The sequence below is a fragment of the Desulfovibrio faecalis genome, assembly GCF_053570625.1.
Genome location: NZ_JBRBQR010000001.1, coordinates 2,199,500 through 2,223,188, shown reverse-complemented (window position 1 = coordinate 2,223,188; position 23,689 = coordinate 2,199,500). Strand labels below are relative to the sequence as shown.

Sequence of the window (23,689 nt, the reverse complement as noted above, 5' to 3'; positions counted from 1 at the left end):
TCATGGGCGCAGTCAGGGGGAAGCAGCCACAGGCAACCGTGCGCATTTTCTGCCGCTATCCGGCCACAGCATGGATTCTGCCGTTTGACCGCAGGCAGCAGCGCGCTGCCCTTGCGGCCATGCTTGCCGCCGCAGAGCAGGCCAATGTGCCTGTTGTGCCCCCGGCTGTGGAACTGCATCTGATTGATGACGCAGCCATGAGCGCAGCCAACAGGCGCTGCATGGGCTGCCAGGGCCCTACCAACGTGCTTTCCTTCCCCGGTGGCTGCGACAGCCCCGGCACTCTTCTGTTTTCACTGGATACGCTGCGCAGGGAATGCCTGCTGTACGGGCAGGAACCGGGCGAGCACGCGCTACGCCTGCTGGCCCACGGAATGGCCCACCTGTGCGGGCTTGACCACAGCGCGCAGATGGATGCGGTGAGCGACTATTTTATGCTCGTCGCCGCCGAAGCAGTGGCTTGATTCGCAGAATTCGCGGTCTGATTGTACAAAATTGGCTAGGCCGCCCACTTTCTGTTCAGTGCCGCCAGGGCCATGCACTGCAATTCGCGCAGCTTGCGGGCTGATTCTTCGCCCCGGTTGTGCCACTCTTCGGGCAGACGCACGGCGTTTATAGCCTTCAGGCTCGGATAGGCCAAACTGCTGATAGGTGAATTGCTGTCGGCATCCGCCAGCTTCCAGAAAGGGCGCGAAAGCCCAAGCTGGTTAACACGCCACAGCAGGTCGCGGCGTGTGCCGGTGCGCAGGGTGGCAAACATGCCTGCCTTCATGTGTTCTTCCGCAGCAAGCGCCCCAGCCCTGGCGTAGACTGACGGCAGCCGCAACCTTTTGGCAAGTGTCAGTGCGAGCGGCACACCGCGCGCCTCATGCCCATAATGATGGGGCAGCAGGGCAGGGTCAGTGCTAATTTTTCCGAGGTCATGGCACAAGGCCATCCACACGGCCATGGCATCGCCTGCGAGTTCGTCCATCAGCCGCAGGCTGTGGCCCAACACGCTGTTGGCATGCCACTTCACGGGGCCTGCGGGAATGTAGCGTGCGCGCTCGTGTTCTTCAAACCAGGGGGACAAACAATCCCCTTGCGCCAGAACGCGAAAGAATCGCGCCGGGCGCGGCAAGGCCAGAGCCTTGAGCATTTCCTTGGCCACACGTTCCGCAGGAATGCCCGCCAGCAAAGCCTTGGGTGTGGCGCGCATCTGTTCAAAAGCCTCGCGGGCTATGCGCCAGTCAGGCCAGCGGGAGGCAAAGCGCGCCAGACGAAAAATTCTGGTGGGATCATCCACAAAGGCCGTGGGCGAAGCCGGACGCATCATTCTGTTGCGCAGGTCGTCAACCGCCTTGGGGTGCATGTACAGCCGCCCCGCGCTGTCGAGCGCAAGGGCATTGACGGTGAGATCCCGCGCTGCAAGATCAGACGCCAGGGTGCCGCCCCTGAGGGGCATGCATTCGCGCCCGCGCCACAGGCAGACATTGACGCTTTTACCCACGCAGACCGCGTCGGGATGCGCGGCCAAAAAGTCGTCCATGCTTCCTGAAAAGGAAAAATCCAGCTCTGTGGGCATACGCCCAAGCAAAAGGTCGCGCATTGCGCCGCCGACGAGGTAGAGTTCCATGACCCCAGTATGTCACAGCCAACCGTTTGAGGGAAGCTCCCCAACTGGCGCTGACAAAAATTTTATTCCGCGTATCTGGCGCTTTGGCGAGGTCGGCTCTTGCCTCGATACCGCTGCAAACCTTGCGGCGCGCGGCTGGCTTGATCCGTGGGACAGTGTTCAGGTTGTCAGCCAGACAGCGGGGCGCGGGCAGTTGCGGCGTCAGTGGCACTCGCCTGCAGGCAACGTGTATGCGGCCCTGCGTCTGCCGCTTGTGCCCCCTTTTGACGGCACGGCGGCGGCCCCGGCAGTGGGTGCCCTGCTGGCGGAGGCGCTGGCAATGGACGGGTGGCAGGTGCGCCTGAAATGGCCCAATGACCTTGTGCTGTGCGCGTCGGAAGCCGAACCCAGAAAACTGGCAGGCATTCTGCTGGAGGAGCGGGGCGGGGTGCTGCTGGCGGGCATTGGTATAAATGTGTGCTGGTCTCCCCCAGTGGAACAGATGCGGGAGGACGCCGCTCTGGAGGCAACAAACCTTGCCGCCCAGCATAAATCCACCATTTTTACGCCTCCAGTGGCCGAAGCCTTGTGGCAAACCCTTGTAAAGCGCATGTTTTCAGCTTATATTAACTGCCACTCTTTTCCCGAGGGGTGGAGAGCCCGTGCGGAGTCTCTTTTGCTCTGGCGCGGCGAGAACGTGGAGCTGCGTGACGATGACCGCATCGTACGCGGCTGGCTGGCGGGCCTAGGAACGTCAGGCGGCCTGTGTCTTAACATCAACGGACGGCTTGAGGAATTCATTTGCGGTAGTCTCCGGCTGAGCCCTGCGGGGGAATGACGCGGGATTATGGTCATTCCGGCATGGTTGGGCCTGGGGGCATCGCCGCCCAATGCGAAGCACTAAGCGTGTTTTCGCCGTCTAACGCCGGTGCGTGGGCAGAAATGCGCCGGTAGAAAAGGGCTGAAAGGCATGGCCAACAAGACATTCTCGGAAGTTCAGGATTTTTTGAAGGGCAAGGTAATACTGGTTGCTAACCGGGGTATTCCGGCCCGTCGCATTTGTCGTTCCATCCGCGAACGTTTTGACGCGGTAGCGGCAATGACTGCGACTGATGTGGACAAAACGGCCCCTGCGGCCTCAACGGCGCAGGAACTGATGCTGCTCGGGACAGACCCCCGCGCGTATCTGGATATTGACCGCATTATCGACAAAGCCAAACAACGTGGCGTAGTCGGCATTCACCCCGGCTGGGGGTTTGCTTCCGAGGACACGCGCTTTCCGCAGCGCTGCAAAGAGGCGGGCATCACCTTTATCGGCGCGACAGCCGAGGCCATGAACCTGTTGGGCAACAAGGTTCAGGCTCGAGAAGTGGCCCGCAAATTGGGCATTCCTGTTGTGCCCGGCTCTGAAGGAGCCGTGGATATTCCTACCGCCCGCCAGCTTATCAACGAGATCGGGCTGCCCATCATGCTCAAGGCAGAAGGGGGCGGCGGTGGACGCGGTATTTTTGCCATCCATAACGAGGCTGACCTGGAAGACGCCTTTTTCAAGGCTTCCACCATGGCTCAGGCTTCGTTTGGCAATCCGCGCCTGTTTGTGGAAAAGTTCCTTGCCGATGTGCGCCACATTGAAATTCAGGTCATTGCCGACATGTACGGCAACGTGTTCGCCTTTGACGAACGCGATTGCACCGTGCAACGCAACCACCAGAAACTCATTGAAATTACGCCTTCGCCCTGGCCGGGCATGACCAAGAACCTGCGCGACAGGCTCAAGGATTATTCCCGCCGCCTGGTGCGCGCCGTGGGCTACCATTCGCTTGCCACGGTCGAATTCCTCGTTACGCCTGACGGTACGCCGTACCTTATTGAAGTTAACACCCGTTTGCAGGTTGAGCACGGCATCACCGAATGCCGCTACGGCATTGACCTTGTGGAAGAGCAGATCGCCGTGGCCTTTGGCGCGGAACTGCGCTACCGCGAAGAAAGCCAGCGTCCTTCGTACTGGGCCATGCAGGTGCGCATCAACTGCGAAAACCCGCAGGACAACTTCGCCCCCAATTCCGGCCTCATTTCGCGATATGTGTCACCCGGCGGCCCCGGCGTGCGCCTTGATTCCAATATCAGCGCAGGCTACGAGTTCCCCGCCAACTACGACTCTGCGGGCGCGCTGCTCATATCTTACGCCACTGACTGGGAAAAGGTGCTTGGCATCACGGAACGCGCCCTGAGCGAATATGTGATCGGCGGCATCAAGACCACCATTCCTTTCTTCCGTCAGGTCATCAAGCACCCCCTGTTCAAGCAGGGCAGCATCAATACCAACTTCATCGCCACGCATCCCGAGCTCATGGTCTACACCGACCTTGCGCCCGAAGGCGAGCGCCTTGCCAAGCTGGTGGCCGAAATTTCGGCCAAGGGCTTCAACCCCTACGTGCAACTTGGCGAATACCGTTCAAGCTCCACGCCCTGTCTTGGACCCTTTGAACCTGTGCTGCCGCCCATAAGCACGGCTGCGCGGCGTCAGCCTTCGCCCTATCCGCAGGGCGACCGCATGGCCACACTGGATTACATCCGTGATTCCGGGCTGGTGCACTTTACCGACACCACAACCCGCGACCTCACGCAGTCCAATTCCGGCAACCGCCTGCGCCTTGCCGAAGATAGGCTCATGGGCCCCTATCTTGACAATGCGGGATTTTTCTCGCTTGAAAACGGCGGCGGGGCGCACTTCCATGTAGCCATGCTGGCAAACATGACCTACCCCTTCACCGAAGCCAAGGAATGGAACCGCTTTGCGCCCAAAACCCTCAAGCAGTTGCTGGTGCGTTCCACCAACGTGCTTGGGTATACGCCGCAGCCGCGCAACCTCATGCTCAAAACGGGCGAAATGATTTGCGACCACTATCAGGTCGTGCGTTGCTTCGACTTTTTGAACCATGTGGAAAACATGCGCCCCATTGCCGAGGTGGTCATGGACCGCAAGGACGTGATCTTCCAGCCTGCCATTTCCATGTCGTGGGCCAAGGGTTTTGACGTCAAGCACTATCTGGGCGTTACCGAAGCCATGTTGCGCATGGTGGGCGACATCATCGGCGCAAGCCCCAAGGAAGCCTCGCGACACATCATTCTGGGCCTCAAGGACATGGCTGGCGTTTGCCCGCCGCGCTTCATGGACGAGCTGGTCAAAGCCCTGCGCAAAGCCTGGCCCGAACTTGTGCTGCACTACCACAGGCACTATACAGATGGCCTGTTCGTGCCCTCGTGCGGCGCTGCGGCCAAGGCTGGCGCGCACATCATCGACGTGGGCCTCGGTTCATCGGTACGTTCTTATGGTCAGGGCGATGTGCTTGCCACCATGGCCTATATTGAAGATGAACTGGGCCTCAAGTGCAACCTTGATAAAAACGCCATCCGCGATGCCAACTTCGTCTGCAAGCAGATCATGCCCTATTACGACCGCTACTGCGCGCCGTACTTCCAGGGCATTGACTATGACGTAACGCGCCACGGCATGCCCGGCGGGGCCACTTCATCCTCGCAGGAAGGCGCCATGAAGCAGGGGTACATTCACCTGCTGCCCTACATGCTCAAGTTCCTTGAAGGCACCCGCCAGATCGTGCGCTATCACGATGTGACGCCCGGCTCGCAGATCACCTGGAACACGGCGTTTCTGGCCGTTACAGGCGCATGGAAGCGGGGCGGCGAAGATGAAGTGCGCTACCTGCTGGAAGTGCTGGGTCAGGTCACCCGCACCCCCGAAAAAGAGCTTACGGACGAAATGCGCCGCGCGCGCCTGAACATCTATCAGGACTGCAACGACGCCTTCCGTAACCTGCTTCAGGGCAAGTTCGGCAAACTGCCGCTCGGCTTCCCGGCTGACTGGGTCTACCAGAGCGCTTTCGGCTCTGACTGGAAGAGCGCCATGGCGGCCCGCACTGAAACTTCGCCCCTTGAATCGCTGGCAGAAGTGAACCTTGCAGCCGAAGAAAAGGCCTGCGCCGAAATTCTGAAGCGCAAGCCCAATGATGAAGAGTTCGTGCTGTACCTTAACCATCCGGCGGACGCGCTCAAGACCATTCAGTTCAAGTCCAAGTTCGGCGACCCCAACAACCTGCCTTTGCATGTATGGTTCGAGGGCCTGAAAGTCGGTCAGGATCTGTACTTCAACGACAGCAGCGGCAAGCCCCATCATCTCTTGCTGCTCAGCATCTCCACCCCCAACGATGCGGGCATCTCCATCTGCCGTTATGTGCTCGACTCCGAATTCATGAGCTGCGAAGTTCAGGTTCGGCAGCCTTCGGGCAACGGCGCAAAGAGCACGCTCATGGCCGATACGGCCAACAAGTATCATGTGGCCGCGCCGAGCAACGGCGATTTGTGGGTCATGTATGTGCATCCCGGTGATGTGGTCAAAGCGGGCGAAGAGCTCTTTAACGTCTCCATCATGAAGCAGGAAAAGGCCGTTCTGGCCCCCATTGACGGCATGGTGAAGCGTGTGCTCAAAACCGCCGACTTTAAAGAAAACAAGCAAATGGTTTCGGTCAGAGAAGGTGAGCTAATTGTGGAGCTGGGGCCTGTGCCGCGCATATGCGGCAATGAGGCCTGCGGTCAGCCCATTCCTATGGATAACATCGCATTCTGCCCCTATTGCGGTGTGCGCGTAAGTTAATTACTACGCTCACTACTGGAATTTGTGGACAGTTCCTTAATGGCGATATACAATTTCCAAGGTTGTAAAGCTTCTGTTTCCCAAACCGGAGGAAGACATGGCTAAGATTCCCGCCGCCAAACCTGCGCAGAACAAACCCAAGGGCGCCGCGCCCGAGGCAGTTCAGAAAAAACTGGTGCTTGATGGCGCCGAAATTGTGCAGATTGGTCCCGAAGCGGAGTTGCTTGTTGGTGGTAAGAACTACAACACTGCCCTGATCAGTCAGATCCAGGGCATTCAGGCGCCCCATTTTCGCGCCATCTCATCCATTGCCTTTCATCATCTGCTTGATGAAACAAAGGTTAATGGGCGTGTGGTACGTAGCGTGGTGGACCGTGAATACGGGCGCATTGACTGGAACGACCCCGAAATCAACCAGGATCCGGACTTCTTGCAGAAGTTCGTGCGCCAGCTCGGCAAGCAGATTCATCAGGCCGCGCTGGCGGAAGGCGAGCAGACCAATACCAAGCTGCGCACCTTTATCAATAATATAGTCGAAGGGTTTGCCACCTCCCCCGAGGGCATTGACCAGTTGCGCAAGCGCTCGGTCATGGTGCAGGCGGCCATTTTGTCTGTTGAAGTGCCACACGATGTTGCGGAAGCCGTGCGCGGCGCATACCGCGACATCTGCCGCGAAAACGAAGACGACATGACCCCCGTGGCCGTGCGTTCTTCTGCTGCGGGCGAAGACTCGCGCAAAAAGGCCTTTGCCGGTCTGCAGGATACCTACCTGAACATGGTGGGTGAAGACAAAGTAGTGGAAGCCTACCATTGGGACTGCTCCTCTGCCTACAATCTGCGTTCCATGACCTACCGCCGCGAGGCCATCCTTGACGCTCTTGCCAAGGCCGAAGAAACCGGCGACGAGAGCATTGCTGAAAACGCCAAGCTTGAGTGGGCCATTGAGCACACCTCGCTTTCTGTCTGCATGATGCAGATGATCAATCCCGTGATTTCCGGTACGGCCTTTTCGGCTGATACCGCCACGGGCTGCCGGGGCACCGACCGCCGCGAACTGGTCAGCATCGACGCCAGTTACGGCCTCGGCGAGGCTGTGGTGGGCGGCAAGGTGACGCCTGACAAACTTTATGTCTTCCAGCGCGACGACGGTGGCGAAGTAGTCATCCGTCAGATGGGCTGCAAAGACATGAAGATCGTCTATGATGAACGCGGCGGTACCCGCGAAGTGGAAGTGTCCGAGCTTGAGGCTCTGCGCTGGGCGCTTTCGCTCAGCCAGGCCGAACGCGTTGCCCAGGGCGTGCGCGCCGTCAGCAAGGCTTACGGCGGCATCATCATGGACACGGAATTCTGCATTGACGCCAACGACAAGCTCTGGTTCGTCCAGGCGCGGCCCGAAACCCGCTGGAACGATGATCTTGAGCTGCACCCCCATACCATCTTCATGCGCCGCCGCGAGGTGGACGCCAAAGCCGCCGCCGAAGCCGAAGTGCTGGTGGAAGGCAACGGCGCTTCACGCGGTGCAGGTCAGGGCACGGTGCGCTTTTTGCGCTCCGCCCTTGAACTGAACAAGATCGCCAAGGGCGATGTGCTTGCAGCCGAACGCACCGACCCGGACATGGTGCCGGGCATGCGCGTGGCCTCGGCCATCATGGCCGATGTGGGCGGCGACACGAGCCACGCGGCCATTACCTCGCGCGAGCTTGGCATTGCCGCTGTTATCGGCATCCAGCGTCTCGACATCCTGCGCGCGCTTGACGGCGCGGAAGTGACCGTTGACGGCACACGCGGCAAGGTCTACCGAGGCCTTTTGCCCCTGCACCTTGTGGGCGGCGAAATGGATCTCTCCAAACTGCCCCCTACCAAGACCAAGGTCGGCCTTGTGCTGGCCGACGTGGGGCAGGCGCTGTTCCTCTCCCGTCTGCGCAACTTCCCCCAGTTTGAAGTGGGCCTGTTGCGCGCGGAATTCATGCTTGGCAACATCAGCATCCATCCGCAGGCATTGGAAGCCTTTGACAACGGCGAGCTTGAAAATGTGGTGCACAGCAAGCTGAAAGAGCTTGAAAACCGCCTTTCCAAGGTGCTGCGCGAGCAGATGGCAGCCGGGCTGATTGTATTCAACTTCAACCTGCGCGAATACGTGGGCGAAGTGACCGGCCTTGCCGCAGAGGTGGAAGCCTTTGCCGAAGCGAGCAAGAGCCTGAATGCGGAAGAAGTGCTGATGCAGCACCGCAAAATGCGCGAGCTGGATCACAAGGTTGACCAGCACCTCGAAATGGCCTCGCGCCGTATTGAAGTGCTCAAGACCTCCAATGATCTGGCCGACCATGTGCGCATCATCATGGGTTACGATGACGCTCTGGCCCTGCTGAATCCGGCTGACCCCGAATCTGCCAAGCGCGTTGCTGAAATCGAAGCCACTGTTGAAGAACATGTGCGCCGGATCAAGGATATGCCCGCAGTCACCAAGCTGATGGACAACATCAACCATCTGCGTGAAGAAGTGAGCCTGCGTTCCGGCCTGAAAAAGGAAATGGACGACCTGCGCAACCTGACGGACAAAATTCGCGGCATCATCAAGGCTCGCGGATTCCGTACCGGCAAGGAGCACTACGTTCAGACCCTGGCCCAGAATCTGGCCCTCTTTGCCATGGCCTTCTACGGCAAGCCCATCACGTACCGCACTACAGACTTCAAGAGCAACGAATACCGCAACCTGCTGGGCGGCAGCCTCTTTGAACATAACGAAGACAACCCCATGCTTGGCTATCGCGGCGTTTCGCGCAATATCCATGACTGGGAAATTGAAGCCTTCAAGCTGGCACGCGGCGTATACGGCGGCTCCAACCTGCGCATGATGCTGCCCTTTGTGCGTACATTGGAAGAAGCCCGCTCCATGCGCAGCTACCTTGAGCAGGTTCACAAGCTCAAGAGCGGCCAGGACGGCCTGAAGATCATTCTCATGTCCGAGCTGCCTTCCAACGCCATTCTTGCCAAGCAGTTCATCACTGAGTTTGACGGCTTCTCCATCGGCTCCAACGACATGACCCAGATGGTGCTGGCGACAGACCGCGACAATTCGCGCCTGTCCCACATCTATGACGAGGAAGATCCGGCTGTTGTCTGGGCCATCCTTGTCAGCATCTTCACCGGCCAGAAGTACGCCAAGAAGGTGGGCTTCTGCGGTCAGGGCGTGTCCAACAGTATCATCCTGCGCGGCCTGGTTGCCATCGCGGGCATCACCTCTGCCTCTGTGGTGCCGGATACCTACTACCAGACCGTGTTTGATATCGCCTCTGTGGAAGGGGAAAACCATTCTGCCGCCGACCTTGGCAAATGGCTTGCCGCCCAACACCACAAGCGCCTTGCCGACCTGATGGAAAAGACCGGCTACGGTCATATCCTCAAGAAGTACAAGGAACCGCAGGATATTCAGGAATGGTACGAGGGCGAGTTGCAGCGTCGGCACGAACAGTTCCGCGATCACCTCGACACGCCCAAGGAAGCCTTCTACCGGGCCGAGTTGCAGAGCTTCCGTTCCACCTTCCACAAGCCCGTGATCTACGCCACCTGGAACTGGGACGAAACGGTTGAGGATGCCCTGCATCACTCCGGCTTCCAGAACTTCGAGGAGCAGGCCAAGGCTCTGGAATACTCCCGCACGGTCAACGACTAGCGCAAGCCAGTCACTGCAAGCTGATACACAAGGCCCGAATCTCAGGATTCGGGCCTTTTCGTATACGGCGGTCTATCTGCGAAAACTTTTTCTGTTTGTAGGAAACTCGTATGCGCATGTGGATGTTGCCCCCTAAGGGGTTGTGCCGCAAACATTTGTTGGGCGAACATGTGGAACTGCATATGCTCCTTGGCAGCATGCGGCGTGGCAAAAATATAGATGGCTTTCTTTTCGGTGGATTGGTTGACCCGCAGCAACTTTTTGCGCGGCATGAGGAACTTGTAACAGAGATGGCCCAGCGTGGATTCAAACACACATCGCCCATCGATGCGAATGAATGTGCTTCCTTGGCTGCCCGTTATACTGGCAGCAGCTCCCTAGACATTGTCGCCAATACTGCTGAATTACAGCGCAGGTGCCCAGACTGCGCCCAGTTGATGCAAGTGAGCGCCACAGCACAGTCAAACGCTGCAAATTCAAACTGACGTTAATGCGAAAATAACGCACGCAGCATCAACATAATATTTGACTATGACGCACGAAAAAGCCGGGCCTGGAAATCCAGACCCGGCTTTGCATTTTCAGGCAGGGTAGAGCGTTAGCTCTTGATGCTGAAGTTGAGCTTGCTCTGCATGTTCTGCACGCTCTTGCTCAGGGTGCTCATGGCATCGTCAAATTCCTTTTGCAGGCTGTCCATGAGTTCATGCACCGAGATGATCTTGTTCACGCGGGCAACATTGGCGCCGCAAAAGGCAAAGCCGCGTTCAAGATTGCCCTTCATGGCGTTGATGAGCGCCTGGGCGATGCAGTAGGGCGTTTTTTCCTGTTCGCAGGTGTGTACACAGTGGAACACGCACTTGAAAGGCTTTTTCTTGCCCTCGCGCGAGGCCGTGATGAATTCATTGCCAAGTGCGCGACCAGGCATGCCCACCGGGCTTTTGATAATGGTGATGTCTTCATCGCGCGCGGAAAGGTAGCTCTGCTTGAAGCGGTCATCGGCATCGCATTCGTGGGTAGCCACAAAGCGGGTGCCCATCTGCACGCCGGAAGCGCCAAGATCGAGGAACTTCATGATGTCCGCGCCGGAGTACACGCCGCCAGCGGCAATAACAGGCACGGCGCGGCCGCACTTGTCTTCCATGGCCTTGGCGGCATCCACCACCTGCGGCACCAGGACTTCAAGCGAGTGGCCGGGGTCCTGCAACTCTTCAGCCTTGAAGCCGAGATGGCCGCCGGCCTTGGGGCCTTCAACCACAAAGGCGTCAGGCGTATAACTAAAGCGCGAGGCCCATTTTTTGGCGATTACCGTGGCAGCTCGGGCCGAGGAAACAATGGGAACCAGCTTTGTCTTGAATTCTTCCTTCTTTTCCTCGCACACCTGCAACAGGTGATGCGGCATGTCGAGGGGAAGGCCAGCGCCAGAAAAAATGATGTCCACCTTGTTTTCAACGGCGGTGCGCACCATCTGGCTGAATGTGGTAAGCGCCACCATCAGGTTGACGCCGATGATGCCGTTGCTGAGTTCGCGTGCTTTCAATATTTCATTGCGCAGGGCGCGCAGATTGGCTGTAAGAGGATCTTTGGCCACATCGGGTTCTTTCATGCCGATCATGGCCCCGGCGATGACGCCGATACCACCCTGATTGGCAACAGCCGACGCCAGCCCGGAAAGCGAAATGCCCACGCCCATGCCACCCTGAACTACAGGGATTTTAGCCGTGAGATCACCTATCTTGAGTGCGGGAAAAGACATTGCAAGACCTCCGTCCTGTCCGTAAGCAGCATGCCACTTTGCATCGTTTCGATTTCAAACGACATACCTATGTTTGCCGGGAAGCATAGCTGGTAATTTCACAAGACGCAACAATCATCTTTAATATATGTATTCCGGGCCGTTATTCCGCACACAGTGACGCATAGGGGCACCAGTCGCAATGGCGGTCTGGACGCGCCGTAAAGCACGGCGCATGTCGCATGTGCAGCAATACAAGAGAAAGCGCCGCGTGGCAGTACCCAATGGCTTCCGCCAGGTCTTCATCCACCAGCCCACCAAAAAGCGGATACTCCCTGCCAGCATTGCGCAGTTCAACCAGCGCAGCGTCTCCAACCGGGCCAAGGCCGCTGCCCTCAGCCATGCTCACATAGCAGGGCAATTGCAGGCTCGGCAGCCGGGGCCGCAGCTCTTCAAAGAGGGTATCCATATCTTCAAGCATCTGAGTGTCCGGCTCATATTGGCCTCCCGCCTGCGTCTGGCGCAGGGCCTCAAAAAGGTTCTCAATACGCCTGAAATAAAGAATGTCGCCCCACAAGCTCCCATCATGTAATTTAAGGCTGCCGGTCTTGTAGTCAAGGATGTGCAGCAGGTCATCCCGCCGGTCAATGCGGTCCATTATGCCCCTGAAAGAATATTCGCCGCCAGCCAGCGACAGCGTGGCCTTGAGTTCTTCCTCCAGCGCCACAATAATGGTGCTGTCGGGCTGATTGTCCAGAAAACGCTGCAAACGCACAGGGGCGGCTTCTTCCAGCATGAGGCAGCTGTCCGGCGGTAAGATGCGGCGCAGGTCGGCCTTTTCAAGCTCCTCATGAAACCGCGCAAGCATGGTCTCGCGGCTTATATCGCCCCGGCGCACCTCTTTATTGAGATACGGTTCATACAGTGCGTGCAGCGTATCGTGAATGCAGGTGCCCACGGCTGCGGGGTCGTCGCCTTCGTTGACCTCCTGCGGCGGTTGCAGCCTGCAGAGGTATTGCCAGGCAAAACGCAGAGGGCATTGCTGGTAAACATCCAGCCTTGTGGGCGAAAGCGGTTTTTGAAGCAGGGCCAGCATGGCCTCGTGCAAGGCCTCTGTGCGGGGCAGGCTTTTGGGCGCGGCAGGGGTGCTGCGCACCACGCAACGGGCCATGTCCAGCGGCCCCTGACCGGGTACAAGCAGCTCGCCACGGCGCTGTTCTTCTTCCCACAGCAGTTGCTCCACAAAGCGGCTGCGGCTTTTTTTGCCGTCAAAAAGCGCAGAACGGCTGATGCCCTCCTGCCAGAAAAAGCGCACCTCCTGCGCTCCGGCGCAGAGCCGATACAGCGTGTGGGCAGTGGCGCGCTCACGCCTGCGGGCATCCGGCAGGCCAAGCACCTGCCGCAGCGAATCGGGCAGCAGAGGATCCTGCGCAGGGTTGCCTGGCAGTTTGTCGTCCGTGGCATCCACAATAAGTACCCTGTCAAAGTGCAGCAGGCGCGTTTCAAGCATGCCGAGCACCTGCAAGCCCGTGAGCGGCTCCGCCTCAAACGGTACTCGCTCCTGTTGCAGCACCTCGCGCACTATGCCGTGCAAGACGCTGGTGGGAAAGGGCGTCTGCGCAAGGCAGTTTTGCCGCAACACAGGGGCCGCGTGGCGGGCAAGGCGGTACATGGCCTCCGCATCCAGCGGAAAATGCCGCCACATGTCGCCGCCGTTGCGCAGCAGAAAATCGCAGATGTTTTGCAGGCACAGGGCCATGCCCTCGGTGGTGTCCACCTGCCCCGGCTGACGCACCAGCACATTGAGCGTGGCTTCAAAAAGCTCAAAAAGCGCAGGATGCATGCCCGGGGCGCACTCCCGCGCAACCTCGTTCATATCCACAAACCGCGCCCCGCCGCGAATCATGCCCTCAATGCGGCGCAAGACCTCGCGCAAATAAAGGGGCGTTGCGCTGCCGTCATCCACGCGCAGCAGGTTCAGGTAAGGATGCCGCAGACACTGAAGCAGATTGCGCCAGTAATAGCGGCCATCTTCCGTCCTGTTTTCCTGCAATTGCAGCAGAGCCTCAAGCAGGCGGTTAAGGGGCGAGCGCTCCAATGGGTAGCCCATGGAAACGTTGACGTCCTTGTTGGGCAGATGGTGCAGCACTGGCATGAGCAGGGCGCTGTCCGTGAGCACAACCGCCGTGGAAAGCCCGTCAGGCGCGCCTAAATCATTGCTGCCGCCCTTGCTGTCGCTCGGCGCCGCCAGTTCTTCATGCAAAGCTTTAAGCTGCGAATGGCAATCGTACCCGGCAAAAAACGATATGCGCGGCTTATGTGCGGCCTCGGCGTCCGTGGGCTCCACGGCAAGGCGAGCAGTGGCCTTCCAGCGGCGCAGCCACGCAGCCTGCGCGTCACATGCCCAGTGCGGCGCGGTACCCAGAGCCAGCGCCGGGTCTGCATGCAGGCATATCTGCCCGCCTGCCTGCCACAGCCTGTGCAGCAGGGCTTCCTCACTGCCGGTGAGCAGCGAAAATCCGGCCATCACAACGGGGCGGTCATCTGCGGGCGTAAAAAAACGAGGCAGGGCAAGTACGTCTTCGCTGACGGTAAAGGCGTCCAATCCCGGCGTTGTCCAGCGGCGGGCCTCCAGCGCGGCCGCATAGGCCTTGCCTATGCGGCCCAGAGCGCCCAGCAGGGCAGCCGCAGGGCCGGAAACCTCCTGCTCCACATGGCTGAGATCCACAGCAGCCACACGCTGGCCCAGCATTTCTTCCAGCAGGTTTGAAAGCCGCAAGCCCCAGGGCAGAAAGTGCGCCATGTCCATGCGGGCAAAACGTGCGGCAAGGCCTTCGTCATCCTGCGCGAGACCCATTACGCACTCGTGCAGCAGGGCGACCCTGTCCAGCACGTTGGCCGTGTGCAGAGGATCTGCGCTGGTTTGCGAGCGCCAGGCCGAGATAACATCCGCCAGAGTCATGACCTTGGGCAGCAAGCCCTGATAGCCTTCTTCCGCATAGAGCTTGGTGAGGTAACGCCAGGGCCGGTTGTGGGGCACGATCAGCAGGGTTGCACCTGCCCGCCCCTTGCCGATGCGGGTCAGAAAGGCTTTGAGGTCGGGCAGAAAGGGCCGCTGCCAGGGAAAAACAAGAATCGGCGATGCGCTCATGCCTGAGCCTCCGTGGCGGGCAAAAGATCGCTGCAACGCTCGGCAAGGGCCGAAACGCCGTGCGCTTCCACAAGCTGAAACCGCCGTAAATCAAGGTACACCAGCAGGCCGCGCGCACTGCCGGGGGCGCAGTCGTTCCCGGCTTCCAGACAGGCAAGGTAGGTCTGTAGCTGCGCCACATGGTCGGCTTCGGGCTGACCGCTTTTATAATCAAGCACCAGCGGCCCCCATGGCTCATGCACCAGCAAATCCATGCGCAGCAAGCGCCCTTCGGCATCCATGAGCGAATGTTCGGGCCAGCCCGTCTGCAGCCAGCGCGCCGCCTGCGGTTGCGAGGCAAACCATTGCAACGCCGCAGCGGCATTTTCCCGCAACGCGGCCTCGTCCGGCACTGGCAATGAAAAATGCCCAAGGCCGAAGTTCAGCGCCGACTGGGCGTCTGCCTGCGGATTGCCCGTTATGTGCAGATGTTCAAGGCACAGATGCAGAAAGCTGCCCCTGTCTTCAGCGCGAAAACTGAATCCTGCCAGCGGATTACGAAAAATCTTGAGGCGCGGCAACCATTGCATGGGCCGCCATGCGGGGTTGGCAAAACCAGCGGAATCCGCAGAATCATTGCCATGAGCACCATCCGCAGAAGTAGCTATTTCCTCTCCTTCCGGGCTTTCCGCAGTCTCTACCTTGCGGCCCCAAGGGGCCGAGGCAGAAGCTTTCGCGGCAGTTGCAGCCGGGGCGGCATCGTGCGCGGCTGGCTCCTCGCCCACGGTGTAAGGTGCGGTGAACCCGGCCTCTCCCATGAGCATGTCCAGCACATCACTGGTAGAACCCCGCCCGCCCACAGTGCTGGTACGCAAAACATAGAGCGCATCGCGCGCACGGGTAAAGGCCACGTAGAGCAGGTGGACGTTCTCCCGGCACTGGCGGGCAAGCTCCTGATGATAGGGTGCGCCCAGATGCTTTCTGTTGCCCACGGCAAGGCGCAGACCATCACGCTCGACCATCACGGTTTCATTGCCCATGCGGGCGCGCAGGTCTGTCCACGGCACAATGACCACCGGGGCTTCCAGGCCCTTGGATTTATGGATGGTCATGACGCGCACGGCATCCATGTTTTCGGGCATGGGCACCTTTTCTTCGCCGCTCTTGGCGCGCCAGTGCTCCAGAAATGTGGGCAGGGTGGCAAGGCCCTTTTCTTCCGCGCTGTGCAGCACTTCCATAAAGCGGCGCAAAAAGGTCTCCGCCTCGGGGTAGCGCCGCTCCACATCCAGCCGGGCAAACCATTCGAGCGTCATGTCATAGGGCGTCATGAGGCCGGACTGACTGTGGAACGGGGCAAGCAGCCGCTGCCAGATTTCGGGCCAGCGTCTTTTGAACCGCTGGAACAGCGGCCCGCCCTTGGATGCGGCGCACCAGCCAGCAATGTCCTCGTGCGCAAGGGCCGCAGCTTCGGGATGCTCCCTGAATATGCTGCCGCACACAAGACTCATAAAAGCAATGTCGTCCTCTGGATTATCAAGAAAGGAGAGCAGGGCCACGGACTGCACCACCAGAGGATGCGCGGCAAGCCGCAGGCTGTTTTCTGTAATTACAGGGATATTTTCGCGGATGAGCCTGTCGGCCACAAGGGTGGCCTTGCCGTTGCTGCGCACCAGAATGAGCACATCGGCCCAGGGATGGTGCGGCTCAATATCTTCACGGAGCAGGGTGCAGAGGCGTTCAAGCACATCTTCGCCCAGAGCCTCGGCATCCACGGAAAGGATGGTTTCCACGCGCACAAGGCCGCCCTCGCGGGCATTTCCTGGGCATTGCTGCTCAGTGCCCGCAAAGGCGCGTACAAGGCCCTGAGCGGCCTGTCCGCAGATTTCCGGCGGGGTGCCCGATGGCAAAAGTGCGGCCATGACCTTTGCGGCCATGTCTGGCTGCGCAAGCGGGCCGAAGATGCCGTTGTTATGCTGCACGATTTCGCGGCGGCTGCGCCAGTTGTAGGGCAGATTGTCGCGCTGGCCATCGGGCGCAAGGGCAGTGAGGCCCGCATCGTCAAACACGCCGTCAAAAAGTTCCGGCTCGCCCCCACGCCAGCCGTAAATGGACTGCTTGACGTCGCCCACCCAGGTGAGGGAACCACCGCGCGAGAGGGCTTCTTCCACAAGGGGGCGCAGGGCGTACCACTGCTCATTGCTGGTGTCCTGAAATTCATCCACCAGAAAATGCGTGAGGCGCGAGCCCATGCGGCACAGGGCCTCGGGCACGCCGTTGTCGCTTTCAAGCACCTGCCGCGCCATGTGCGGAATCAGCAGACCCGGCAGGCTGCCTTCCTGCCGCTGGTTTTGCACAAAGGCCTGCACAAGGGTACGGGCCAGCAAGAGCACGGGGGCAAGCCCCACAGCCTGACGCAGTAGGGGAGCTGTTTCCACCAGAACCCCGGCGGCGCGGGCAAAGGCCTCGTAGGTTTTTTGCACTTCGTCGCTGACTACGGGCTTTTTCAAAAACAGATCAGACGCGCTGTCCTTGCTCAGATACGCCGAAGTTTTGCACTGACCGGCGGCAATGGCTTCCACAGCCGCGAGGGCGTTTTTGCTGAAATGGTGTCCGCTTGCAGCCGCAGCAGCCAGAAAAATATTGGCATGGGTAACGGCCATGCTTTCTACTTCGCTCAGCCGCTTGTGCAGGTTTTCTGTGGACGAAATATCTTCAAAGCGCCCGAGCAGCACGTCATCCAGCAGGCCGCGCAACTGGTTGAGCAGCTTTTCGCCCGCAAGAAAGCCCGTGCTGTTCTCCCGCCAGGCCATGGCCCGATAGACCTCGCGCAGCAGGGAACGCATGGTTTCATCGCCTTGCCATGCGCGTTCAAGCAATACATCAAGGTAAGGGGTGAGCACTTCTTCCGTGGCAAAGACGGGCTGAAAATCCGGGTGCAGATCAAGTTCCAGCGCCGCAGCGCGCACAATGAGGTGCAGCAGGCTGTCGATGGTGCGGATGTTCAGCGCGCCCATATCGCGCATGATCACATCCACCCAGCGGGAGGCCTGCTCGGGTGATAGCGCAAGCCCGCCCATGGGCTGCCCAAGGGCCGCGCTCTTGAGCTGCCGGATAACGCGGTCGCGCATTTCGGTAGCAGCAGCGTTGGTAAAGGTAATGGCGAGGATGTCGCCCCAGCCGCAGCGGCCCCCCGGAAAAAGCGCGCAAGCCGAGGAAGCGGAAGCGCTTGCGGGCGGCCCGCTCTGCACCAGCCTTTGCAGAAAACAATGCGTCAATTCATAGGTCTTGCCGGAACCGGCAGAGGCCTTGACCTGTCTGAGATGCTTCATGCTGCCGGTTACGCCGGGGGCAGCATGCCGTGCAACATGCCCTGACCGGTGGATTCAAGCACAGCCCGCCACAGGTCGGAATAGATGTTGAGCTTGCGGCGCTTGCGGGTCACAAGCTCCAGCGGCAGATGGACGTAACGGTCCTGAATCTTGCCCACCACCATGTCTGTGCGACCGGCCATGGCGGCGTGCACGGCGTACTGGCCCAAAAATCCGCAATAGACCTTGTCATTGGCGTTGGCCGGGATGGAGCGGATGATATAGCTCGGGTCAATATATTTCAGCGAATGCTCAATGCCGCGCGCACCAAGATACGAGCTGATATTTTTGCGCAGCAGGTCAGACACATCTCCAAGTACGGGATTGCCCGACACATCCTTGGCTGCGTGGTTTTCCATAAGGTGCTGCCCCGCGCCCTCGGCTGCCACAATAACGGCATGCCCGCGCGAGCGCAGGCGTTCTTCCAGCGCAGGCAGAAGCCCGCCCTCGCCCTCAAGGGCAAAGGGAGCTTCCGGAATGAGCACAAAGTTCACTTCTTTCAGGGCCAGAGCCGCGCGCGCGGCGATAAAGCCTGATTCGCGCCCCATCAGCTTGACCAGCCCAATGCCGTTGGGTACGCCGCAGGCCTCGGTATGAGCGCATTCAATGGCCTCCGTGGCCTTGAAGGCGGCAGTTTCAAAACCGAACGACTGGGGAATGAAATTGATGTCGTTATCAATGGTCTTGGGGATGCCGATGACGGATATCTTGAGCCCGCGCGCCTGCACCTCGCTGCTGATGGCGAGGGCGGCCTTCATGGTGCCGTCGCCGCCAATGACAAAGAGAGCGTTGACGTTGCTGCGTTCAAGGGTATCCACAATTTCTTCGGCAGACTGCGGCCCGCGTGAAGAACCAAGCATGGTGCCGCCAAAACGGTGAATGTCCGCCACGCTTGAAGGCGTAAGCTCAAAGGGAGCATGCCCGTACTTGGGAATAAAGCCCTCAAGCCCGTAGGCGATGCCCAAGATGGAGGGCACGTTGTAGGCGTGGAAGGCCTCCATCACAATGGCGCGGATGACATCGTTGATGCCGGGGCAAAGCCCGCCGCAGGTCACGATGGCGCACTTGGCGCGGGTGGTGTCAAAATAGAGTTTTTTGCGCGGGCCAGCGGCCTCAAGGCATACGCTGAAGGGCGCGTTCACTTCTTCCGACAGTTCCTCATCCACAACAATCTGCACGGTCTTGTTGTCTGCCCAGGTGCGGTAGGGCAGCACAGAATCAAGCTTGCAGGGGCCAAGCGTGCGGATTTCCGTTTGCAGCGAACATTCTTGCATGGTGCAGCCTCGGCTGTTTTGGAGCTATTTGCTTAAACCAAGTTCCGCCGCACGGGCGCGCATGGCTTCGATGGACAGAGCCAGAAAAGCATCAAGCTCAAGCCCGGCCTCGGCGCACTGGCGGATGTTGTCGCGGCACACGCTGGCCGCAAAGGCTTTATCCTTCATCTTTTTCTTTATGCTTTTAACTTCCATGCCTTCCATACCCGTGGGGCGCATGAGCGCAGCGGCAGAGATAAGCCCGGTGACGGTTTCGCCACAGCGCAGGGCGTAATCAAAGCGCGAGGCAGGGCCAGCCGCGCCGTTCATTTCCGCATTATGGGCGCGAATGGCTGTAAGGGCCTCATCCGGCAACTGACCAGCCAGCATTTCTGCGGTGTCCAGGCCATGCCGGGCGGCGTTTTCCGCCGTGGCGGGGTAGTCGAGGTCGTGCAAAAGGCCCGTGAGGCCCCAGATGTCTTCATTTTCGCCAAAATGTTGGGCAAGAGCGCGCATTATGGCCTCGGAGGCCAGCGCATGCTGCAACAGGGAAGGCGGTGTTTTTTGCTCGGCCAGCAGAGCGAGGGCCGATTGACGATCTATCATGGCAAGTACTCCCTTATGTTTAAAAATGTAAATCAGGCAACCCGGCTTTGCAAGCCGCGCGAGGTGAATGGCCGATGCGCAGCCGTGGCCCGACCCGCAGCCCAGTTGACAGCACGGCATTAATGACGGAAAAGAACCTTTTCGGAATACATATTCCACTACCTTTGCCGAAGCGACTATTTATGCCCATATACGGTCTCCGTTTCAGAACGCTTGGACAAACAAGCTACTATACCGGCCCCTCCGGCTTCAAACGGGGGGATCATGTACTTATTGAGGCAGAGCAGGGCCAGACCCTCGCCGAAATAGTATCCGGCCCCGCAGAGCATTTGCCCGGACAGATGGAGCAGGAACTGCCCTCCATTCTGCGTCATGCCGGTTCAGAAGACATCCACCGTGGGGAAGCCAACGAGCAGATGGCGCGTGAAGCGCAGCAGTTCTGCCGCCAGTGCATCCGCGACCGCAACCTTGATATGAAGCTTGTGGATGTGGAGGTCTTTTTTGACCGCAGCAAGCTCATCTTTTACTTCACCGCGCCTTCCCGCATTGATTTTCGCGATCTGGTCAAAGACCTTGTGCGCGAATACCGCGCGCGTATCGAGCTGCGCCAGATTGGCGTGCGCCACGAAACGCAGATGGTGGGGGCTGTGGGCAACTGCGGCATGGTCTGCTGCTGCCGCAGGTATCTGCGCAAATTCGCGCCCGTGACCATCCGCATGGCAAAAGAGCAGAATCTCTTTCTGAATCCTGCCAAAATTTCGGGAATTTGCGGTCGCTTGCTCTGCTGCCTTTCTTACGAGCAGGACAACTACGACCATTTCCACCGCATGTGCCCGCGCCTCGGCAAGAAATACCAGACGGACAAAGGCCCCATGAAGGTTCTGCGGGCCAACATGTTCCGCAATTCCCTTTCTGTGCTGACGGAAAATAACGAAGAAGTCGAACTGAGCCTGGACGACTGGCAGGCGCTTTCGCCCCACAGGCCGGAGGCCCCCCAGGGCGTACAGCCAAAGCAGCCGCCCAAAGGCCCCATGAACGACAACGGCCTGCTTGTGGTTTCCGCCACGCCGGATACTCTTGACTCTCTTGATTTTATGGATGAATTCCGTCAGGACGAGCGCGATACCCAGACCGAGGAATCCGCCCCCGCCGAATCCGGCGAGCGCGCCCCCGGTGGGGAGGCTCAGGCCGAACCGGGCAAGAATCGCCGCAAACGCCGCCGCAACAAGTCGCAGCGGCCCGACCACGACTAGCAATTAAGCTTACGGAGCCTTGAGTGAACAGCTTTTTCATCACAACGCCCATCTATTACGTCAATGCCAAACCCCATCTGGGACATGCCTATACCACAGTGGTTGCCGACGCCATGGCCCGCTACCACAAGCTGATTGGCGAGGATACCATGTTCCTCACCGGTACGGACGAGCACGGCGACAAGATTGTTCAGGCGGCTGAAAAACAAGGCCAGACTCCAAAAGAGTTTGTGGACGACATCAGCGCCCGCTTCCGCGCCTTGTGGCCCAAGCTTGACGTTGCCAACGACCGTTTTGTGCGCACCACCGATCCCGAGCACATCAGCGCCGTACAGGCCTTTTTGCAAAAGGTCTATGACGCGGGCGACATTTATTTTGGCGAATTCGGCGGGCATTACTGCTACGGCTGCGAGCGGTTCTATACTGAAAAAGAGCTGGAAAACGGACTCTGCCCCCAGCACCTGACCAAGCCGGAATTTATCAGCGAGAAGAACTACTTCTTCCGCATGTCCAAGTATCTGCCCTGGCTCAAGGAGCACATCGAGGCCAATCCTTCGTTTATTCGGCCCGAGCGCTACCGCAGCGAAGTACTGGCCATGCTCGAATCCGGCGCGCTGGAAGACCTGTGCATCTCGCGCCCCAAATCGCGCCTGACCTGGGGAATTGAGCTGCCCTTTGACAAGGATTACGTCTGCTACGTGTGGTTTGACGCGCTGCTCAACTACATCAGCGCACTGAACTGGCCCGAAGGCGAAGATTTTAAAAAGTTCTGGCCTGGCGAACATCTGGTTGCCAAGGATATTCTCAAGCCCCACGCCGTATTCTGGCCCACCATGCTCAAATCTGCGGGCCTGCCGCTGTATGAGCATCTGAATGTGCACGGCTACTGGCTTGTGCGCGACACCAAGATGTCAAAATCGCTTGGCAATGTTGTGGAACCGAGCGACATGGCCCAGCGTTTCGGGCCGGATGCCTTCCGCTATTTCCTGCTGCGCGAAATGCATTTTGGTTCTGACGCCAGCTTTAGCGAAGACGCCCTTGTGGGCCGCATCAACGCCGACCTTGCCAACGACCTCGGCAACCTGTTCAGCCGCGTGCTTTCCATGACGGCCAAGTATTTCGGCAGCCGCGTTCCCATGCCGAAGGCGCTTCAGGAGGACGACAAGGCCATTGCCGATCTGTGCGCCAACTCCATGCGCAACTTTGTACAACTTTTCGGCAACGTGCAGTTTGCCCAGGGGCTTGAATCCCTGTGGGAACTTGTGCGCGCCCTGAACAAATACGTGGACACTCAGGCCCCATGGACGCTCTACAAGCAGGGCAACATGGAGCGCCTCGCAACCGTCATGTACGTCATGCTGGCGGCCATGCGCAAAACAGCGCTCTGCCTCTGGCCCGTCATGCCTGTGGCCTCTGGCAAAATGCTGGCCCAGCTTGGGCAGCAGGTGCAGGAAGGCCAGCCCCCGGTTGCCAATGTGGAAGACGAAATTGCCCATTTTGAAGGCCTTGAACCCGGCACCCAGGTGGCGGAAGGCTCCAACCTGTTCCCGCGCATTGAAGTGAAAAAGGACGGCGCGGACAGCAAGGAACCCAAGGCTCAAAAGAAGGACAAGCAGGCGGAAAAACCGCAGGAAAAAGCCGCACCCAAGCAGGCTGCACCCAATCAGGCTACAGCAGGGCAGGGCGGGGCGGACGCGCCCGCCGGCAAACCAAATGTAGAATTTGACCAGTTCAAGGCTCTGGATCTGCGCGTGGGCACAGTGAAAGTGGCGGAAAAACACCCCAATGCCGACCGTATTCTGCGGCTTGAAATTGACTTTGGCGAAGGTGAGCTGCGTCAGATTCTCTCTGGCCTGGCAGAACACTATGCACCGGAAGATGTGGTGGGCAAGCGCGTGTGCGCAGTGCTGAACCTTGCTCCGCGCAAGATACGCGGTCTGGTTTCGCACGGCATGGTGCTTACGGCCGGAACCGACAGCGCACTCGGCCTGCTTGCTGTAGACCGCGATGTGCCTGACGGCAGCGAAATAGCATAATTCGGGCGTGGTAAGCGGCGTCGCACCCCTTGCTCAAATGGGCGCGACGTCTGCAACCACCATCAGTAAACTGAATACAGAACGATGGACGGAATGCTCTAGTGGGCCTTGGCCTCTTCTTCACGGAACAGGCGCTCAAGGGCGGCGGCATCAAGCGGAGTAAGGTTGAAACGCATACCCGCTTCATCCAGAAGGGCAGACAGGCTCTTGCCGGTATGCAGGGCGCGCTGTTCCGCCAGATAGGCCGCAGCCTTACGAACAAGTTCACCTTGCGGCATAATGGTTGTCATGGAGATATCCTTTTTTATTCACCCATAGCCGTTGTGCCGCCTTTTGGCAATGCTCTGCCCGCAGGGCGACACATCCCACACT

General features: G+C 59.2%; 14 protein-coding genes. 7 read left to right on the top strand and 7 right to left on the bottom strand.

Going from position 1 to position 23,689, the window contains the following annotated elements:
* Positions 1 to 2 precede the first annotated feature (2 nt).
* Positions 3 to 464: an rRNA maturation RNase YbeY gene (gene ybeY / locus ACUZ79_RS09865; RefSeq protein WP_240824309.1), complete on the top strand. Its 462-nt coding sequence runs from the start codon at positions 3 to 5 to the stop codon at positions 462 to 464.
* A 35-nt stretch (positions 465 to 499) separates the two neighbouring features.
* Here ybeY and ACUZ79_RS09860 read toward each other — a convergent pair whose 3' ends face one another.
* Entirely contained in the window at positions 500 to 1,588 is a 1,089-nt protein-coding gene (locus tag ACUZ79_RS09860; RefSeq protein WP_449251475.1) for a polynucleotide adenylyltransferase, read from the bottom strand.
* A 25-nt stretch (positions 1,589 to 1,613) separates the two neighbouring features.
* Here ACUZ79_RS09860 and ACUZ79_RS09855 point away from each other — a divergent pair, with 25 nt between their 5' ends.
* The 4 genes from ACUZ79_RS09855 (at position 1,614) to ACUZ79_RS09840 (ending at position 10,424) form a co-directional block, all read left to right on the top strand.
* Positions 1,614 to 2,432, top strand: a complete 819-nt coding sequence (locus tag ACUZ79_RS09855; protein ID WP_240824311.1) for a biotin--[acetyl-CoA-carboxylase] ligase — start codon at positions 1,614 to 1,616, stop codon at positions 2,430 to 2,432.
* A gap of 132 nt (positions 2,433 to 2,564) precedes the next feature.
* Positions 2,565 to 6,266 (top strand): pyruvate carboxylase, encoded by a 3,702-nt coding sequence (locus ACUZ79_RS09850; protein WP_449251474.1) that lies wholly within the window; start codon positions 2,565 to 2,567, stop codon positions 6,264 to 6,266.
* Between the two features lie 97 nt (positions 6,267 to 6,363).
* Positions 6,364 to 9,939: a PEP/pyruvate-binding domain-containing protein gene (locus ACUZ79_RS09845; protein WP_240824313.1), complete on the top strand. Its 3,576-nt coding sequence runs from the start codon at positions 6,364 to 6,366 to the stop codon at positions 9,937 to 9,939.
* Between the two features lie 110 nt (positions 9,940 to 10,049).
* Positions 10,050 to 10,424: a pyrimidine dimer DNA glycosylase/endonuclease V gene (locus tag ACUZ79_RS09840; RefSeq protein ID WP_449251473.1), complete on the top strand. Its 375-nt coding sequence runs from the start codon at positions 10,050 to 10,052 to the stop codon at positions 10,422 to 10,424.
* 113 nt (positions 10,425 to 10,537) lie between these two features.
* Here the strand turns inward: ACUZ79_RS09840 and ACUZ79_RS09835 are convergent, their stop codons facing one another.
* The 5 genes from ACUZ79_RS09835 to ACUZ79_RS09815 form a co-directional block, all read right to left on the bottom strand.
* Positions 10,538 to 11,692, bottom strand: a complete 1,155-nt coding sequence (locus tag ACUZ79_RS09835; RefSeq protein WP_449251472.1) for an NAD(P)H-dependent flavin oxidoreductase — start codon at positions 11,690 to 11,692, stop codon at positions 10,538 to 10,540.
* Positions 11,693 to 11,834: 142 nt separating this feature from the next.
* A complete protein-coding gene (locus ACUZ79_RS09830) occupies positions 11,835 to 14,822 on the bottom strand; it encodes a PD-(D/E)XK nuclease family protein (protein WP_449251471.1) in 2,988 nt (995 codons plus the stop codon).
* Positions 14,819 to 18,130: a UvrD-helicase domain-containing protein gene (locus ACUZ79_RS09825; RefSeq protein ID WP_449251470.1), complete on the bottom strand. Its 3,312-nt coding sequence runs from the start codon at positions 18,128 to 18,130 to the stop codon at positions 14,819 to 14,821. Before ACUZ79_RS09825 ends, ACUZ79_RS09830 begins: the two co-directional genes overlap by 4 nt.
* Positions 18,131 to 18,138: 8 nt before the next feature.
* The gene (locus ACUZ79_RS09820) at positions 18,139 to 19,443 is read right to left on the bottom strand and encodes an ATP-dependent 6-phosphofructokinase (RefSeq protein ID WP_240824318.1); all 1,305 of its coding nucleotides are present in this window, start codon (positions 19,441 to 19,443) and stop codon (positions 18,139 to 18,141) included.
* Positions 19,444 to 19,467: 24 nt separating this feature from the next.
* Positions 19,468 to 20,028, bottom strand: coding sequence for an HD domain-containing protein (locus tag ACUZ79_RS09815; RefSeq protein WP_449251469.1), 561 nt, complete (start codon positions 20,026 to 20,028; stop codon positions 19,468 to 19,470).
* Between the two features lie 182 nt (positions 20,029 to 20,210).
* Between ACUZ79_RS09815 and ACUZ79_RS09810 the strand changes: the two genes are divergently transcribed.
* Both ACUZ79_RS09810 and metG read left to right on the top strand, forming a co-directional pair.
* A complete protein-coding gene (locus tag ACUZ79_RS09810) occupies positions 20,211 to 21,281 on the top strand; it encodes a PSP1 domain-containing protein (RefSeq protein ID WP_449251468.1) in 1,071 nt (356 codons plus the stop codon).
* Between the two features lie 23 nt (positions 21,282 to 21,304).
* Positions 21,305 to 23,317 carry a methionine--tRNA ligase gene (gene metG, locus ACUZ79_RS09805; protein WP_449251467.1) on the top strand — a complete coding sequence of 671 codons (2,013 nt, stop codon included), beginning with the start codon at positions 21,305 to 21,307 and terminating at the stop codon, positions 23,315 to 23,317.
* Between the two features lie 98 nt (positions 23,318 to 23,415).
* Here the strand turns inward: metG and ACUZ79_RS09800 are convergent, their stop codons facing one another.
* Complete coding sequence (locus tag ACUZ79_RS09800; RefSeq protein ID WP_192111773.1) at positions 23,416 to 23,607, bottom strand: hypothetical protein; 192 nt, start codon at positions 23,605 to 23,607, stop codon at positions 23,416 to 23,418.
* Positions 23,608 to 23,689: the final 82 nt, after the last annotated feature.